This window comes from Zhongshania aliphaticivorans, from assembly GCF_902705875.1.
GTDB lineage: Bacteria > Pseudomonadota > Gammaproteobacteria > Pseudomonadales > Spongiibacteraceae > Spongiibacter > Spongiibacter aliphaticivorans_A.
Genome location: NZ_CACSIK010000001.1, coordinates 2,060,682 through 2,076,382 on the forward strand (window position 1 = coordinate 2,060,682; position 15,701 = coordinate 2,076,382).

A 15,701-nucleotide genomic window follows, 5' to 3' on the forward strand; every position below is an offset into this window, starting at 1 on the left:
GCTACCCATTTCTGTGAGGCGTTTTACTGGCCGCCATTCCAAGTATCTCGCAAAGCAATAGAGCGGTTAAATACCGGCGCATCACTGCGATGCTCAACTCGATCTGCTACAAAATAACCCGTACGCTCAAACTGAAAGCTCGCCTCGGGGAGAGCATCTGCCAAACTTGGCTCTATCCAGCAACCCTCCAATACACGCAAAGAGTCAGGGTTAACATGGTCAAGGAATTCTTCACCGCCTCTATCCGGTGACTCATGACTAAACAGACGATCATAAAGTCTAACTGTCGCACGCTTGCCATGACTAGCTGAAACCCAGTGAATAACACCCTTCGGTTTAACACCATCTGCCGGATCAGCACCATGACTTGCATCATCATAAGTGCAATGCACTTCGACAACATTTCCATCAGCGTCCTTAACCACAGACTCTGCTAGTAAGACATAAGCATTACGTAAACGCACTTTTTTACCTAGTACTAGACGCTTAAACTTTTTATTTGCCTCTTCGCGAAAATCATCACGCTCGATAAACACTTCACGGCTAAAGGGCAAGCTGCGCTCAGCTAGGTCATCGCGATTTGGATGTCCTGGCGCAGTCAACCACTCCACTTTTTCACTAGGGTAATTAGTGATGACAATTTTCAGCGGTTCCATAACACACATTGCCCGTGGCGCATTTTTATCAAGGTCGTCACGGATAGCGTGCTCAAGCATTGCCACATCGACCACTCCTTCACTGCGAGCAACCCCCACCATTTCACAAAAGCGCTTCAATGAAGCTGGGGTAAACCCTCGGCGACGCATTCCTGCAATTGTCGGCATGCGCGGATCATCCCAACCATCAACTACCTTTTCATCCACCAGCATTTTCAATTTACGCTTGCTGGTCACCGTATAATTCACATTAAGCCTAGCAAATTCATATTGCTTAGGTTGTGCTGGCACCGGCAAATTAGCAATGAACCACTCATATAAAGGACGATGGTCTTCAAACTCCAAGGTACAGATCGAGTGGGTTATTCCCTCAAGCGCATCGGATTGACCATGAGTAAAATCATAGGTTGGGTAGATACACCACTTATCGGCAGTCTGATGGTGGCTAACTTTGCGAATACGATAAATGATGGGGTCACGAAGATTAATATTGGGGGCAGCCATATCAATTTTCGCCCGCAATACGCAGTGCCCTTCATCAAAGACGCCCTCTTTCATATCCGAAAACAATGCAAGGTTTTCTTCAACACTGCGCTCACGATACGGGCTATTTTTACCCGGTTCCGTTAACGTGCCACGATATTCCCTTGCCTCATCGGCACTGAGATCACAGACATAAGCGTTTCCATTTCGAATCAAATGCACCGCGTATTCAAAAAGAGTATCGAAGTAATCAGAGGCGTACCGAATCGGTCCCGACCATTCAAAACCCAACCAGCGTATATCTTCCTGAATAGCATCAATATAAGCCTGCTCTTCTTTTGCAGGGTTGGTGTCATCAAAACGTAAATGACAACGGCCACCAAATTGCTCTGCAAGACCAAAATTCAAACAAATCGATTTAGCATGACCAATATGTAAAAAGCCATTAGGCTCAGGGGGAAAGCGGGTAACAAGCTCACCACTTAAACGGCCAGAAGCAATGTCTTCCGTTACGATAGTACGAAGAAAATTATTACCAGATACTACATTATCAGTCATTGAAAGGTTCCAGATGTTCAATATCGGCCATTTAGAGGGAACAGCTGAGGCAAAGTATTTATCACGAGATAACTACTTGTCGACTACCGCCGGTTTCGCCCCGAAGCCAAAACCCTTATTATAGCGACTTTAATTTCCGGTTATAAGCGAGATCCGCGTAAATGATTATCTTCACTACAAATTTCGGCGACATTAAAATTGAGCTCGACTTCGAAAACGCACCAAAAACATCTGAAAACTTCAAACAATATGTTGTTGATGGTTATTATGATGGCACCATATTCCACCGTGTTATCGATGGCTTCATGATTCAAGGTGGTGGATTTGAGCCCGGTATGAAGCAAAAAGAAACTCGCAGCCAAATCGAAAATGAAGCCGATAATGGCCTTAAAAACGAACTTGGCACACTAGCAATGGCACGCACTAGCGACCCTCATTCTGCCAGCGCTCAGTTTTTCATTAACGTAAAGAACAATGACTTCCTAAATCACAGCAGTAAAACTATGCAAGGCTGGGGCTATGCGGTTTTTGCAAAAGTTGTTGATGGGCTTGACGTCATTAATGCGATCAAAGCAGTCAAGACAACTAGCGCCGCCGGCCATCAGGATGTTCCCGCTGAAGATGTGGTTATAGAAAAAGCGGTATGGGTAGACTGATAGCTGCATGACCACTCTATTTATCTCAGACCTACATCTGGATGAAACGCGCCCGGATATAACCCGGGCGTTTTTCCATTTCCTTCAAACCACCGCCCTTAAGGCTAAATCTCTATATATCCTCGGTGATTTTTTTGAAGGCTGGATTGGCGATGACGATACTTCTGACCTAATACAATCCGTAAAGTCAGCCTTAGCGACTCTTAAAAAGCGCGGAGTGGCAATTTTTATTATGCATGGCAACCGAGATTTTTTGATAGGTAGCAGCTTCTGCTCCGAAGTAGGCGCCACACTCCTACCAGACCCCAGTGTTATTTCACTCTGCGGTGAGCCAACACTGCTTATGCACGGTGATAGCCTATGCACAGATGATCATGCCTACATGCAATTTAGAACCATGACTCGTGACCCTGTGTGGCAACACGAAGCACTCAGCAAATCTCTAGAAGAGCGCCGCGCCATAGCCCAGCACATGCGCATGGCTAGCAATGAAGCAAACAGCAACAAAGCCGAAGACATTATGGATGTCAATGCGGATGCGGTAAGCAACATTATGCAGCAACACCACTGCACTAGGCTCATTCACGGACACACTCATCGACCATATCGGCACCAACTCACCATTAGCCATCAAAAAGCTGAACGTATTGTGCTTGGTGACTGGGATAGCAAACTTTGGTACCTCGAAGCCAGTGACAACTCATTAATACTGCAGTCCAAGCCGCTATAAAAAATCAAAGCAATTCCACGTATTACCTAGCAGGTAAATCATCGTATTAAGCTCCACTCACTAGCAAGCCCAGATACGCCAAGCAACATCAACCCACCACATCGTCTTACTAGGTCAGAATATATGGCATAAGGCCATGACGTCACGGCAACCTCGCTGTAACTATGTAACAGAAAAATACAAAAAAGGCGCAACCCCTCCTCAAATAAACCACTCCACTTAACTAAATTAAAAGGGTATCCGCGCTTTTTCAAAAGCAAAGAGCCTATACGAAAAAACACGCCAACATGGCCCAGATTGTGCTAACGCCTTAAGGCACTTAATGACGAGTATAAAGCGATCATATAAATACATTAGTGGGCCAGCTATTTATAAAATGGACTACATAGGCGGAGCGCAGTAAAAACTTGCTACATAATTTACAAGCCAGCAACATGCTGCCCGGCACACAACCCGGCACTCATACGGATTACTCAAATCTAGGCTCTGAATCAGAAACTCAAGCAAAAGCGTTACTGATACACCAAGGCACAATGGCCTTTAGCGCTAACGCAATGACAACATTCAAACTTAAAACAAAACAAACAAGATTTCTAAATACGCATTGCACTTTGGACACGAGAAAAAGTTATTCACCCTCACAACTTATGCCCCCTCACCTCCAAAAATGCACTTATGTAAGTCATAATGCCAGTAACAAAAAAAATTTTGCCGCATCACTCCTTTCATTTTTTGCACCAAGAATACGCACTAACGCTTACCCCGAGGGGCAAAAAACGCCCATTTCTAGCCAGAGCGATATAACAATCAGCAACATGAAACCCGCTGCAAGTAAAAAAGGAGCTTAAAATGAGTCCTACAAGTTCAAAAACTGCTTTGAAACTAGAAAAAACCGATATCACTCTGGGCTTTATACCCCTAACCGACTGCGCCCCCTTGGTGATAGCAAACGAAAAAGGCTACTTCCGCAGCGAAGGATTAAACGTTTCCCTATCTAGAGAAACATCTTGGGCTGGAATTCGCGATAAAGTCGGGCTAGGCATTCTCGATGGAGCACAAATGCTAGCATCCATTCCTGTTGCCTCTCGGCTCGGCGTGGGTGGCCCAAAAATAGACATGATTAGTGCGATGGTTCTCGACTTAAACGGTAACGCCATCACTGTTAATAACGACCTCTACGATCACTTGTTTTCCATCGACCCACGAAGCGAATTCAGTCCGCTTATTGCCGCCCAAGCACTCCAATGTGTTGTTGAAGAAAACAAACGCAATAAACGGCCTAAATTGCGTTTTGGCATTGTCTACCCCTGCTCCACCCAGAGCTATGAGCTTCGCTACTGGCTAGCAAGTGCGGGAATTGATCCTGATCGCGATATTGAAATTGTAGTGATTCCACCGCCAAGAATGGTTACAGCGATGACCGATGGTGACATACATGGATTTTGTGTGGGTGAGCCTTGGAATACCTTGGCTGTGCAGCAAAACCTTGGTCACGTTGTCGCCACAAAATACCAACTTTGGAACAACAGCCCAGAAAAAGTTTTCGCGGTGAGTGAAATCTGGGCAAAAGAGCACCCTGCTACTCACCAAGCGATATTAAGAGCTTTGATTAAAGCCTGCGTATGGCTTGATAAAAAAGAAAACCGTAAATCAACAGCAAAGGTAATCAGTCAAGCGCCGTATATTGCACTGCCAGAAGAAACGGTAGCCATGTCACTGACAGGATCGTCGCTAAAGCATTTTGGTCAAGCACCGGAGAAAGTTGAAGACTTTCATGTATTTCATCGTTACTCCGCAAATTTCCCTTGGCTGAATCATGCCGAATGGTTCATATCGCAGATGTATCGCTGGGGGCAGCTCACAACACCAATCAACATTGAGGAAACCGTCGCAGCTGTTTACAAGCCAGGTCTATTCCGCATGGCTTCCGAGGCACTAGGTATTGAAAGCCCAAGCATTGACCGGAAAACCGAAGGTAATTTACATGAAAAAAACATGCTGATGAAATCCCAACACATCGGCCCAAATCAGTTTTTAGACGGTAAGGTAATCAGTGTCGGCGGTATTATTAAATACCTAGAACAACAAAGCCTTTCTAAAGCAGATATCCCTGCATTACGACTTATCAACATTCAAAAAGAGGTTTAACTGCTCAAATGAAAGTATTGCTGATCGACATCGACGATACCCGTGTAAATAAAATCGATCCCATTTTAGACTGGGCGGGCATCGAATTAGTCAATATCAACGATCACAACACAGACATATACCAACTTGTGGGGGCAATGCATCCAGAAATAATCCTAGTAGACACCAACTCCCCAAACAGGGACACATTAGAACACTTGGTGCAATTAGATCAATCAAGCCCACGAACTGTTATTAAACTTGGGAAAAAGCAGTCAGAAAGTATTAACCGACTAGCTGCTGAGGCGGGTATCAGCCTCTACGCCATTGACGATATACCGCCGGTACTATTGCAATCATTAATCGACATTACTTTGAGTTATTTTTATAGTATTGACCGCTTAAAAACTGAAGTACAAGCCCTTAAACCTGAAATTGACGCTCGCCAAACCCTGAATAACGCCAAGAAGTTCATCACCGAAACCTATGGACTTACCGATGAACAGGCCAAAGATTTACTCAGCAAAAATGCTGACCGACAAGGCCGCCCTATAGCTGAAGTCGCCCGACAACTTGTAGAAACTGGGTCATTCATCTAATGCAGCAAGTTTAAAATTAGGCAGCCAGTGGCCCACTATGAAAGCGAAACACCTCGTCTTCGCTTTCAATTAAAAGCTGTTCCTGCTGTTTAAAAACATCAATTCGAGGTGCAATATCCTCATTGGCATATTGCTTTGCCAGGCTTAGATAATCTTTAAAGTGACGTGACTCAGACTTTAATAAAGACGTATAAAACGCACTCAACTCACTATCTAGCAAGGGCGCTATGCGGGCAAACCTCTCGCAAGAACGCGCCTCAATCAAAGCACCAATTATAAGGATATCGGTTAACTTATGGGGTTCACTTGTCCGTGCTTCAGTGCGTAAACCATTTGCATAACGAGCCGATGATAAATGCCGATACGCCACACCGCGCTTTTTCATAATAGCCATGACTTGTTCAAAATGGCGTAACTCTTCTCTAGCCAATTTTGACATTTTCGTTAACAAATCAGGCTTATCGACATAACGGAACATTAAATTCAGCGCCGTCCCAGCTGCCTTTTTTTCGCAATTAGCGTGATCAATCAGCATTTCTTCAGGGTGCATTAACGCCGCATCCACCCATGATTGGGGCGTTTCACAGGGTAAAAAAGCTAGAATTTCGCTAATATCGACTGACATGAACAGGTATCCGAATGACAAAAAACCTGTCAAGTATAACAAACTCGGTACGCATCGCGTGCGTAAGTGTTGCAGCTAAATACCGAAACCATTCATAACTGCAGCCCCAAAATTTATTTGTCCGATTGCAAATACATCCCAATATACCGTTGGTAATGCGCTTCCGAAAGTAAATAGAACTCTCGATCTACCATATCGCGAAGCTCAGACAAAGAAACATCCTGATATTGCACATCAACGATAAAACCGAATTGAATGGGTTCAACAATCTGACCTGCACCAGCCCTCAGCAACTGAAACAACCAAATATACGGGCTTTTATGAGCGGGGTAACGTACCCGCTGGGTTTGGCACTGCCACGCTAAAACTTGCGGGTCTCGAATTGTTAATTTATTTGACATTACCTGGATGAGAAAACCGTCGAGACGCTCATCAATAATTTGTTTTTGCTTGTCTGTATACCCATTCCAAGCTATCACTTCATGGCTGTAACGTTTACAGCCTCGGCATACGTCATCCCCTAGCGCTGTAGAACAAACACCAATACAAGGGGTAACTACTCGCGGGATCACCACCGACAAACTAAACTCCAAATAAAATCAAAACTAAAGGATTAAGGGTAAGCTAAGGCCCCAAGCGCTGGCAAGTGCAGTAATTCACTTAACCTGAGTAGGGTTTTTAAGTATACTTGCAGCCCCCTATTTCGCATCGATGATGGGCATCGATAGCCCCGGCCCCGGCGATCCCGGCGGATGCGGGTACCGAAACTGAAAAGAGGAGTTACACTGTGCTCGAAGCATACCGGAAACACGTTGACGAACGCGCCGCGCAAGGGATTGTTCCCCAGCCCCTGAATGCAGAACAAGTTGCGGGACTTATTGAGTTACTCAAAAACCCACCTGCAGGCGAAGAAACCACGCTCGTCGACCTGATCACCAACCGAGTACCACCCGGTGTTGATGAAGCTGCTTACGTTAAAGCAGGCTTTTTATCAGCACTTGTCAAAGGTGAAGCCAGCAGCCCATTAATTACCAAGCTAGAAGCAGTAACCCTACTCGGTAATATGCATGGCGGCTACAACATTGTCACTTTAGTTGAACTCCTCGACGACAGTGAGCTTGCCGAAGCAGCCGCTAAAGAACTTAAACACACTTTGTTGATGTTCGATGCCTTCCACGACGTAGAAGAAAAAGCAAAAGCAGGCAATGCGTTGGCTAAAGAAGTTATTCAAAGCTGGGCTGATGGCGAATGGTTCACTAACCGCCCAGAAGTACCAGAAAGTATTGTTAACACCGTATTTAAAGTCACCGGCGAAACCAATACCGACGACTTGTCGCCAGCACCTGATGCATGGTCACGCCCAGACATTCCATTACACGCACTCGCGATGTTCAAAATGGAACGCGACGGTATCAAGCCTGACGTCCAAGGCAGTGTTGGTCCACTGACACTGATTAAAGAGTTAGAGAAAAAAGGCCACCCTATCTCCTTCGTAGGTGATGTTGTGGGTACTGGCTCCTCACGTAAATCTGCGACTAACTCGGTACTGTGGTTCTTCGGCGACGATATGCCCGGCGTACCCAACAAACGTTCTGGCGGCGTCTGTATCGGTAGTAAAGTTGCACCGATCTTCTACAACACTATGGAAGACGCGGGTGCATTGGTATTTGAAGCTCCTGTCGACGACCTCAACATGGGAGACGTTATTGAAATCCGTCCCTACGACGGCATTATCAAAAACGTAGACACTGGCGCTACACTGAGCACCTTCGAACTCAAATCACCCGTCCTTCTCGACGAAGTCCGCGCTGGTGGCCGTATCAATCTGATTATCGGTCGCGGCCTAACAACCAAAGCACGTGAATCATTAGGTTTACCGGCATCTACTCTTTTCCGTCTGCCAGAGCAGCCTGAAGATACCGGTAAAGGCTACACCTTGGCGCAAAAAATGGTTGGCCGCGCTTGTGGTTTACCTGAAGGCACGGGTATTCGCCCAGGCACTTACTGCGAGCCTAAAATGACCACCGTGGGCTCTCAGGATACCACTGGCCCCATGACTCGCGATGAGCTAAAAGACCTAGCTTGTCTTGGTTTTTCTGCCGACTTAACCATGCAGTCTTTCTGTCATACGGCGGCTTACCCCAAGCCAATCGATATCGACACGCAGCACAATCTGCCTGACTTCATCATGACCCGTGGCGGTGTTTCACTGCGCCCAGGCGACGGTATCATTCACAGCTGGCTAAACCGGATGTTATTGCCAGACACTGTCGGTACTGGCGGCGACTCACACACACGCTTCCCAATGGGGATCTCCTTCCCAGCTGGTTCTGGTTTGGTTGCTTTCGCTGCGGCCACCGGCGTTATGCCACTAGATATGCCTGAATCAGTATTGGTTCGCTTTAAAGGCAAAATGCAGCCTGGCATTACTCTACGTGACTTGGTTCATGCCATACCTTACCAAGCGATCAAAGAAGGTCACTTGACCGTTGAGAAAAAAGGCAAGAAGAATATCTTCTCTGGCCGCATTCTTGAGATCGAAGGCTTGGCTGGCTTAACCGTTGAGCAGGCATTTGAATTATCTGACGCCTCGGCAGAGCGCTCTGCTGCTGGCTGTACTATTAAGCAAGGTATTCCAGAAATTTCTGAATACCTGCGCTCAAACATCACTTTGCTTCGCTGGATGGTTAGCGAAGGCTACGGTGACAAGCGTACCCTTGAGCGTCGCGCCGCAAACATGGAAGCATGGCTGGCTAACCCAAGCCTTCTCGAAGGTGACGCGGATGCAGAATACGCAGCCGTTATCGAAATCGATTTGGATCAGCTAAAAGAGCCTGTGGTTTGCTGCCCGAACGACCCAGATGATGCAAAACTGCTATCTGAAGTCGCTGGTGACAAAGTCGACGAAGTCTTCATTGGTAGCTGCATGACCAATATCGGTCACTTCCGCGCGGCAGGTAAATTACTGGACGCCAACAAAGGCGCCCTATCTACCCGTCTATGGTTGTCGCCTCCTACCAAAATGGACCAGCACACCTTAATGGAAGAAGGTTACTACAACATTTTCGGTGCATCTGGTGCACGCATGGAAATGCCAGGTTGTTCATTGTGTATGGGTAACCAAGCGCGTGTAGCCGATGGCGCTACTGTGTTGTCGACCTCAACTCGTAACTTCCCTAACCGCCTAGGTAATGGCGCTAATGTTTATCTGACCTCTGCTGAACTGGCATCGGTTGGTGCATTATTAGGCCGCCTGCCAACACCAGCGGAATACATGGAATACTGCAAAGATTTGGATGCCATGTCTGGCGAGATTTATCGCTACATGAACTTCGATCAAATCGCATCATTCCAGGAAGGTGCTGAAGAAGGTAAACGCATTGCTTCTGTAGAAATTACTGAAGTGACAATGTAAGTAGCTGATCTAAGTACTTGAAAAGCCGCCCTCGGGCGGCTTTTTTGTGTCTATAAATACTAGATATTTTTCCTTATTGGCCACACATTTCATTAACGTGTGTCGACTACAGTCCAATTCATGCGCTCAAACTCATCACTTGTTTAGCAACGCAGTAAAGTAAGGATTAAAAATTGTAACTGGCACTGCCTCCGAGATACCGTTGATAGTCTCGCGGATAAGCGTAAGCGACACGATCCCCGCCAGAACTCACTGACTTATTCGTTGTGTAGCGGTGATTTAGCAGATTTTTTAAGAAAAAATTAAACCGCAGCTTAGCGTTACCTAATCCTAGGTAGAGATCCAATACATCGAAAGCAGGATTAGGTGCCGCGTTCTCTACGAGTAAAGAAGTGTTTGGCGTTTTCTCGCTTTCGTAACGCCATACGCTACGGATGTCGGCACTCCAGTCAGTGCGGCCTAGTTTACGCCGATAATTAATTGTCATCCGCAACTGTTCCTCCGCATTATTCGGAAGGGCCAGCCCACTTTGATCAAATACTTGCTTACCGTCTACAACACTACAGCGATACTGTAAGTTTCCACCGGGGCAATTTACCTTCGTACTTGAAAAAGTATCGTACACCGCATCATATAGTGCATAACTACCGATCAACTTTAAATTATCTGCAAACTTATACACCATATCAGCCTCAACACCGCTAGACCGGACTTTGTCAGCATTAATAAAGCCGCCATAGGTGGCACTAGATTCGTCAGCTAGTAGCTGTGTTTGAACCTGATAATCTTTTATCGCCATATCAAAATAAGTAACATCAAAAAACATGCGATTCGAGAATAAGGTGGTTTTCAAACCGACTTCAAAATTAGTCGATTTTTCCGGTCGCGTAGGAAAGTATTCAGGCTGCTGCAAATTTGAATTACTCGTTACATGAAAAGAAGGCCCCTTATAACCCGTAGAATAATTCACATAACCACGGATAGCGTCACTAAATTGGTAGCCCAATACCGACTTGTAGGTAAGGTCAAAATTTGTATCTGCAAAGTTCGCACTGATGGAATCTCTGCGGACCAATGACATATCATCATTTGCCATGGCTTTTACTTCCGCGTAGTTTTCTAGGCCAGAACCCTCTTCTGGGGGGCGCAACCATAGTGAGGTAAAACCAGCGGAGCCTTTCTCGTACAGCGCCCTAAAGCCCAGAGTGGCATCGATTTGAGGTGAAATTTGATACCCGACCTGTCCATAAACTGCGGTATTGGTGAAATTAGAGGTGTACTGAGCTGACGAAAGATTACGATCGGCCTGAAGTAATGTGCGATCTTGCCTGCCCTTCTGCTGATAATCATCAATAAACGCAAGTGCAGAATCCTTTGACACACAAGCCACTAGCACCCCATCTTCTATTACGCCTCGAGATGACGCGCCGGCGCCACCAATACAGCCATCGGTCACTTCAGAACGACTGCCAACGGTATCATGAAAGAACACACCAACTACCCAGCTCCACAAATTTTCACCAATCGAGCTTAGGTTGAGCTCTTGCTGAACGACACCCACGCCCTCAGTTCCGGCACGGATTTCACGCTCCAAAGGAAATTTAAATGACGATGATCCAGAATTACCGTGAATCTCAAAATCGCGAAAACTAGCGATATAACTGAGGGGTATTCCATTAGCTAAGGTGTAATTGAGCTCGGCCGATACGCCGAAATTTTCAATTTTCTGGAAACTAACCGCGGTATTTTTCGAGGCAACCGGGATACCAAACTCCTTAAAGCTCGGTTCAGGATCAATCATATTGTAGGAGGACGCCGACACCACGCCATTATCAATGCGAACAATCGGTGTCGGCCCAAAATCAGGAACAAGTTCGTCAATCACTGATGCACAGCAATTGCTCATACTTTCTGAATATTCCATCCGCAGCAGAACATTGAAATGAGGATCACCCGCAAATAATAATTGTCCGCGAAGTCCCTCAGATAATCCGGCACCAATATCCTCGCCACCAGGATATTCATTACGAATCCAGCCACCAACTTCACTGCGTTGGGCGTTCATACGAACAGCCCACTGTTCTCCTACAGGCAGGTTAACTGCCGCCTTGGTCTCCAAGCCCTCATATTCCGTTGCCTGTACAGAGATCCGTCCTATAAACGTGTCTAATTTTGGTCGCCTTGTTTCATACTGAATGACACCTGTTGAGGCATTTTGACCAAAAAGTGTGCCCTGCGGCCCCCGCAAAGCTTCTACCTTAGCAACATCTGCGATCGCGGTATTTAACATAGACCGACGGGGTAAAACCTCCCTATCAAAAACGATTAGGTTAGACGATCGCAAGCCAATGGCATTAGTGAAATTACCGAGCCCGCGAGTGCTGAGTGAGCTTGTCCGAATTTCAGAATCACCATTTACGCCGAAAATTGGAAGGTACTTATTACTAAAATCTGAATTATTCACCGGCTCAATTAGATTAATATCATCGCGAGTCGCATCGATAGAAACCGTTTTTGACAAGAGCATTTGTTTACTTTCTTTAGCAAGCAGTGCTTTTTTTTCAAGGGCTTTTACTTTGTGGAACTTTTTATGTACTGAAATGGTAGCGGCCGTTGTAGCCGGTACAAAAAAAGTAATTAACAGACACCATAATGCGACTGAACCAGTTTTGTTATGTAGGAGATTCACCTAAGCCTCTTCAATCAAATTATTTTCGTGATTATTGGTTATAAAAGTACAATTATTAGTCTAAGCAAACTCACCGGTTTATGCCTATTTAGTAAACCTTACGCACAAATCCTGCGCAAACTTGTAGCAAGAGTAAAATTAACTAATGGGTACATATACAGCAATAATTTAATCGTACTCATTTACTGAAACCCCATGGCCAGCCGCTAAGCTTGCTTACCACCGAAGCTAATTATTTATCCTTGCTGGTTTAACAGATACAATAATTGCTAATACCGGTGACAAGCACGTTTCATGCCCCAGCGTTACAATTGCGATTTCTGGCACTAAATTTTAAGTCTACTAAACATTTTTTTTCAGTTATATTATTCAAACTATTAACGTAGCAATATCTTAGTGATATTAATCAAAACGCCCCCGACATACCAAGCTAAAATCAAACAGTCAAAGCTCAGTCCGACCATTCTGGTAAGTATTTTGCAATTAAAGCGTCTGACTCTTTAAAACGCGCTTTTCTTCACGCCGCCTCGCAAAAAATGCCTTCAATATTGCTGTCGCCTCAACTGCCAGAACACCACCTCGCCATGTAACTCGATGATTCATCTGTGGTTGCTCAAACAACTGCAAATGACTGCACACTGCCCCCGCCTTTGGTTCTGTTGCACCAAATACGAGCCGCGATACCCGACTATGAATAATAGCCCCGGCGCACATGGCACAAGGTTCAACGGTGACATACATAGTGGCATTAGGAAGTCGGTAATTGGCTTCCGATTGCCCAGCATTTCGCAGAGCAATAATTTCCGCGTGGGCAGTTGGGTCATGCTGAGTAATTGGTTGATTAAAACCCTCACCAATTACCACATTATCACGAACAATTAATGCCCCAACAGGCACTTCATTTAAGGCATCTGCACGCAATGCCAAAGCCTGTGCTTTGTGCATCCAATATTCATCGCTAAATTCATCCACTACTGTTCTATATACCTTTTACCCTGCAATCCCGTAAGTATTTTTCGACCGCACGCTACGATAGCGCCCGTTCTCTAGCGTATTATGTCATCAAAGATCTAGTTAATAATACTCTGTTACAGACTTGATGAAGGGTTAAAGCTCGCCGACAGTCTAACAATCATAGCTAGAGTTTCTTGATTACACCTCACCCGCTCAGCGGCTGATAGTGTCTTGGGACACACGCCTATTTTTAATCCCAAATATTGGAGCTGCGACCAATCAACCACCTGAAGGCAGCGAGAAATTTGATCTTCTGTGAGTAGCGATTTTTCCGCTGAGTAAACATCCCGACCATCAACATATGGCAACACGGGCGGCATATGAGTATCTTCCCACACACCATAAGGCGACGCTTCATCACTCACACCAGAAAACATCAAACCGCGCAGCAAGTCTGATTCAACAGCCAGTTTGATATGCTCCAACGGGCCATCAATGCTCCGTGTTTCCAGCGCTGAACGCCCCCAGTTGATTGCAATGCCTATATTGCAAGCAAACTCCTTATTAAGCGAAGCGATAACAGCAAGCTCATCCTCAATAGACAAAAACCCCTTTGACGGCTTTTGGCCTGCTACAAAAGTATCGCAATGCTCAATGACTAGCGTTGCGCCACCCCAATCCCATGACTGCATTTCGGTCAACGACATTGTGAGAGACGCTGCTGAAGACGCGGCAACAGCCTGATTAGGGCTTGTTTGCAATTGGACATGTGTAACGGCTTGACGATTTACAAAGGTATTTAATTTATGTACGGCAAGTCGCATTTTCTCATAAAATGCCAACGCTGCTTCACGACCAGAAGCATCATCAGAAGCGATTCCAAATTTGGGATTCGCCGCAATATTCCCCATAATGCCGGGCACACCGGTAAAGACAAAATCCCACTCAGGATTAATATTTGCCAAGAACCAATCATCGTCTTCGGGATGTAAACTGCCAGCAAAGGCATGCTCAACGCCCCCAATATTATCTAAATCTTTAATACCGTCTAGGTACTCAGCTTGTAACTGTGCATCCCATTTATCTGATTGCGGCACCGTCGCGTATGCACCAACGATATACTTCGCCATATAACCCAACTCCCAAATAGAAACAACCGAACGAATATTGTAATTTAATTACAAAAATTACTCGAATTCTACCAGAAGGCCAACCCAACTATCTATGCGTACCTCAGAACAGTAATCCAATTAAGCCACTACAACAGCAAACCAGATAAACGGGCGGGTTAACATTGAATATTCATAATGCTGTAAATAACCGCTCTTAATCTAGCGGCTTCTTACCCTAATACGCGAAGTAAAACCGCTTCAATACAACTCACCAAGCCCTCAACCTTGTTGGAATCTAAGGCATCACTATGAGGCAATGAAAACTGGCCCGCATCATTATCAAAGTATTTTCCAGACGCCGCAGCGAATTCTTCTGCTAACGCGGCGCGGCAAAGTACCTCAACTCCAATCGACAAGTCCTTGCCCGACACACCAAAGCCTTCTTTGACCATTTTACTCGCTAACATTGAACCAGGGTTTACCGCGATAACCGCTGGCCCACTCGCTTTCAATACGCCGGCCAAATAGAAAGACCACATGGTAATAGCCAATTTACTTTGGGCATAAGCAGTGAAGTCATCGTCCAGTTCGCGCTCTCCCGTCATTGCGCGTAAATCAACACTCGCCTGCGCCGCAGAGGACAAATTAATGATCCGCCCGTCCGCAGAAAAAAGTGGCAGTAAACGCTGGGCAAGTAGATAAGGGGCAATAGTATTAACAGCAAATCGAGTATCTAATTTATCTGATGTCATCGGCTTCGCTAATTTAAACACCCCAGCATTATTAATTAGAACGTCGAGCTTACTGTGACCTTCAATGATCTTCTTCGCAAATGCCTCGACCGCCGCCAAATCGGAGAGATCAGCAAGGTAAGACTCGACTACCACGCCCTTGTCATACTGGCTTAGCATTGACTGAACCTCGTTCAGCTTTTGCTCACTGCGGCCATGCAATAGAATTCGATGGCCTTGCGTTACCAGTGCTTTGGCTGTTTCCAAGCCAATGCCATCTGTAGCTCCTGTAATTAAAATAGTTTTTCCCATAACATCACCACTCGATATTGCATTCCATTAATCTCAGCCTACATAGCGCCTTAA

The 15,701-nt window shown here is 45.6% G+C and carries 12 protein-coding genes; 5 read left to right on the plus strand and 7 right to left on the minus strand.

Going from position 1 to position 15,701, the window contains the following annotated elements; all coding sequences use genetic code 11:
* Positions 1 to 23 precede the first annotated feature (23 nt).
* Positions 24 to 1,697, minus strand: a complete 1,674-nt coding sequence (locus AELLOGFF_RS09410; protein ID WP_159268500.1) for a glutamine--tRNA ligase/YqeY domain fusion protein — start codon at positions 1,695 to 1,697, stop codon at positions 24 to 26.
* A 161-nt stretch (positions 1,698 to 1,858) separates the two neighbouring features.
* Here AELLOGFF_RS09410 and AELLOGFF_RS09415 point away from each other — a divergent pair, with 161 nt between their 5' ends.
* From AELLOGFF_RS09415 to AELLOGFF_RS09430, 4 genes are all read left to right on the plus strand, one after another.
* Positions 1,859 to 2,353 carry a peptidylprolyl isomerase gene (locus AELLOGFF_RS09415; RefSeq protein ID WP_159268501.1) on the plus strand — a complete coding sequence of 165 codons (495 nt, stop codon included), beginning with the start codon at positions 1,859 to 1,861 and terminating at the stop codon, positions 2,351 to 2,353.
* A gap of 7 nt (positions 2,354 to 2,360) precedes the next feature.
* A complete protein-coding gene (locus AELLOGFF_RS09420) occupies positions 2,361 to 3,083 on the plus strand; it encodes a UDP-2,3-diacylglucosamine diphosphatase (protein WP_159268502.1) in 723 nt (240 codons plus the stop codon).
* Between the two features lie 849 nt (positions 3,084 to 3,932).
* Positions 3,933 to 5,231 carry a CmpA/NrtA family ABC transporter substrate-binding protein gene (locus AELLOGFF_RS09425; protein WP_159268503.1) on the plus strand — a complete coding sequence of 433 codons (1,299 nt, stop codon included), beginning with the start codon at positions 3,933 to 3,935 and terminating at the stop codon, positions 5,229 to 5,231.
* 8 nt (positions 5,232 to 5,239) lie between these two features.
* Complete coding sequence (locus tag AELLOGFF_RS09430; protein ID WP_159268504.1) at positions 5,240 to 5,809, plus strand: ANTAR domain-containing response regulator; 570 nt, start codon at positions 5,240 to 5,242, stop codon at positions 5,807 to 5,809.
* 16 nt (positions 5,810 to 5,825) lie between these two features.
* On the opposite strand, the gene AELLOGFF_RS09435 is transcribed toward AELLOGFF_RS09430, so the two are convergent.
* Positions 5,826 to 6,434: a tRNA-(ms[2]io[6]A)-hydroxylase gene (locus AELLOGFF_RS09435; protein WP_159268505.1), complete on the minus strand. Its 609-nt coding sequence runs from the start codon at positions 6,432 to 6,434 to the stop codon at positions 5,826 to 5,828.
* 113 nt (positions 6,435 to 6,547) lie between these two features.
* Entirely contained in the window at positions 6,548 to 7,009 is a 462-nt protein-coding gene (locus tag AELLOGFF_RS09440; RefSeq protein ID WP_327785484.1) for a DUF1289 domain-containing protein, read from the minus strand.
* A 212-nt stretch (positions 7,010 to 7,221) separates the two neighbouring features.
* Between AELLOGFF_RS09440 and acnB the strand changes: the two genes are divergently transcribed.
* On the plus strand, positions 7,222 to 9,849 hold the full coding sequence (acnB, locus tag AELLOGFF_RS09445) for a bifunctional aconitate hydratase 2/2-methylisocitrate dehydratase (RefSeq protein WP_159268507.1): 2,628 nt from the start codon (positions 7,222 to 7,224) through the stop codon (positions 9,847 to 9,849).
* Positions 9,850 to 10,015: 166 nt separating this feature from the next.
* Here acnB and AELLOGFF_RS09450 read toward each other — a convergent pair whose 3' ends face one another.
* The 4 genes from AELLOGFF_RS09450 to AELLOGFF_RS09465 form a co-directional block, all read right to left on the minus strand.
* Positions 10,016 to 12,538: a TonB-dependent receptor gene (locus AELLOGFF_RS09450; protein ID WP_159268508.1), complete on the minus strand. Its 2,523-nt coding sequence runs from the start codon at positions 12,536 to 12,538 to the stop codon at positions 10,016 to 10,018.
* Positions 12,539 to 13,021: 483 nt separating this feature from the next.
* Entirely contained in the window at positions 13,022 to 13,510 is a 489-nt protein-coding gene (gene tadA, locus AELLOGFF_RS09455) for a tRNA adenosine(34) deaminase TadA (RefSeq protein WP_268818550.1), read from the minus strand.
* A gap of 116 nt (positions 13,511 to 13,626) precedes the next feature.
* Positions 13,627 to 14,622 carry a DUF4862 family protein gene (locus AELLOGFF_RS09460; protein WP_159268509.1) on the minus strand — a complete coding sequence of 332 codons (996 nt, stop codon included), beginning with the start codon at positions 14,620 to 14,622 and terminating at the stop codon, positions 13,627 to 13,629.
* Positions 14,623 to 14,834: 212 nt separating this feature from the next.
* The gene (locus AELLOGFF_RS09465; RefSeq protein WP_159268510.1) at positions 14,835 to 15,647 is read right to left on the minus strand and encodes an SDR family NAD(P)-dependent oxidoreductase; all 813 of its coding nucleotides are present in this window, start codon (positions 15,645 to 15,647) and stop codon (positions 14,835 to 14,837) included.
* Positions 15,648 to 15,701: the final 54 nt, after the last annotated feature.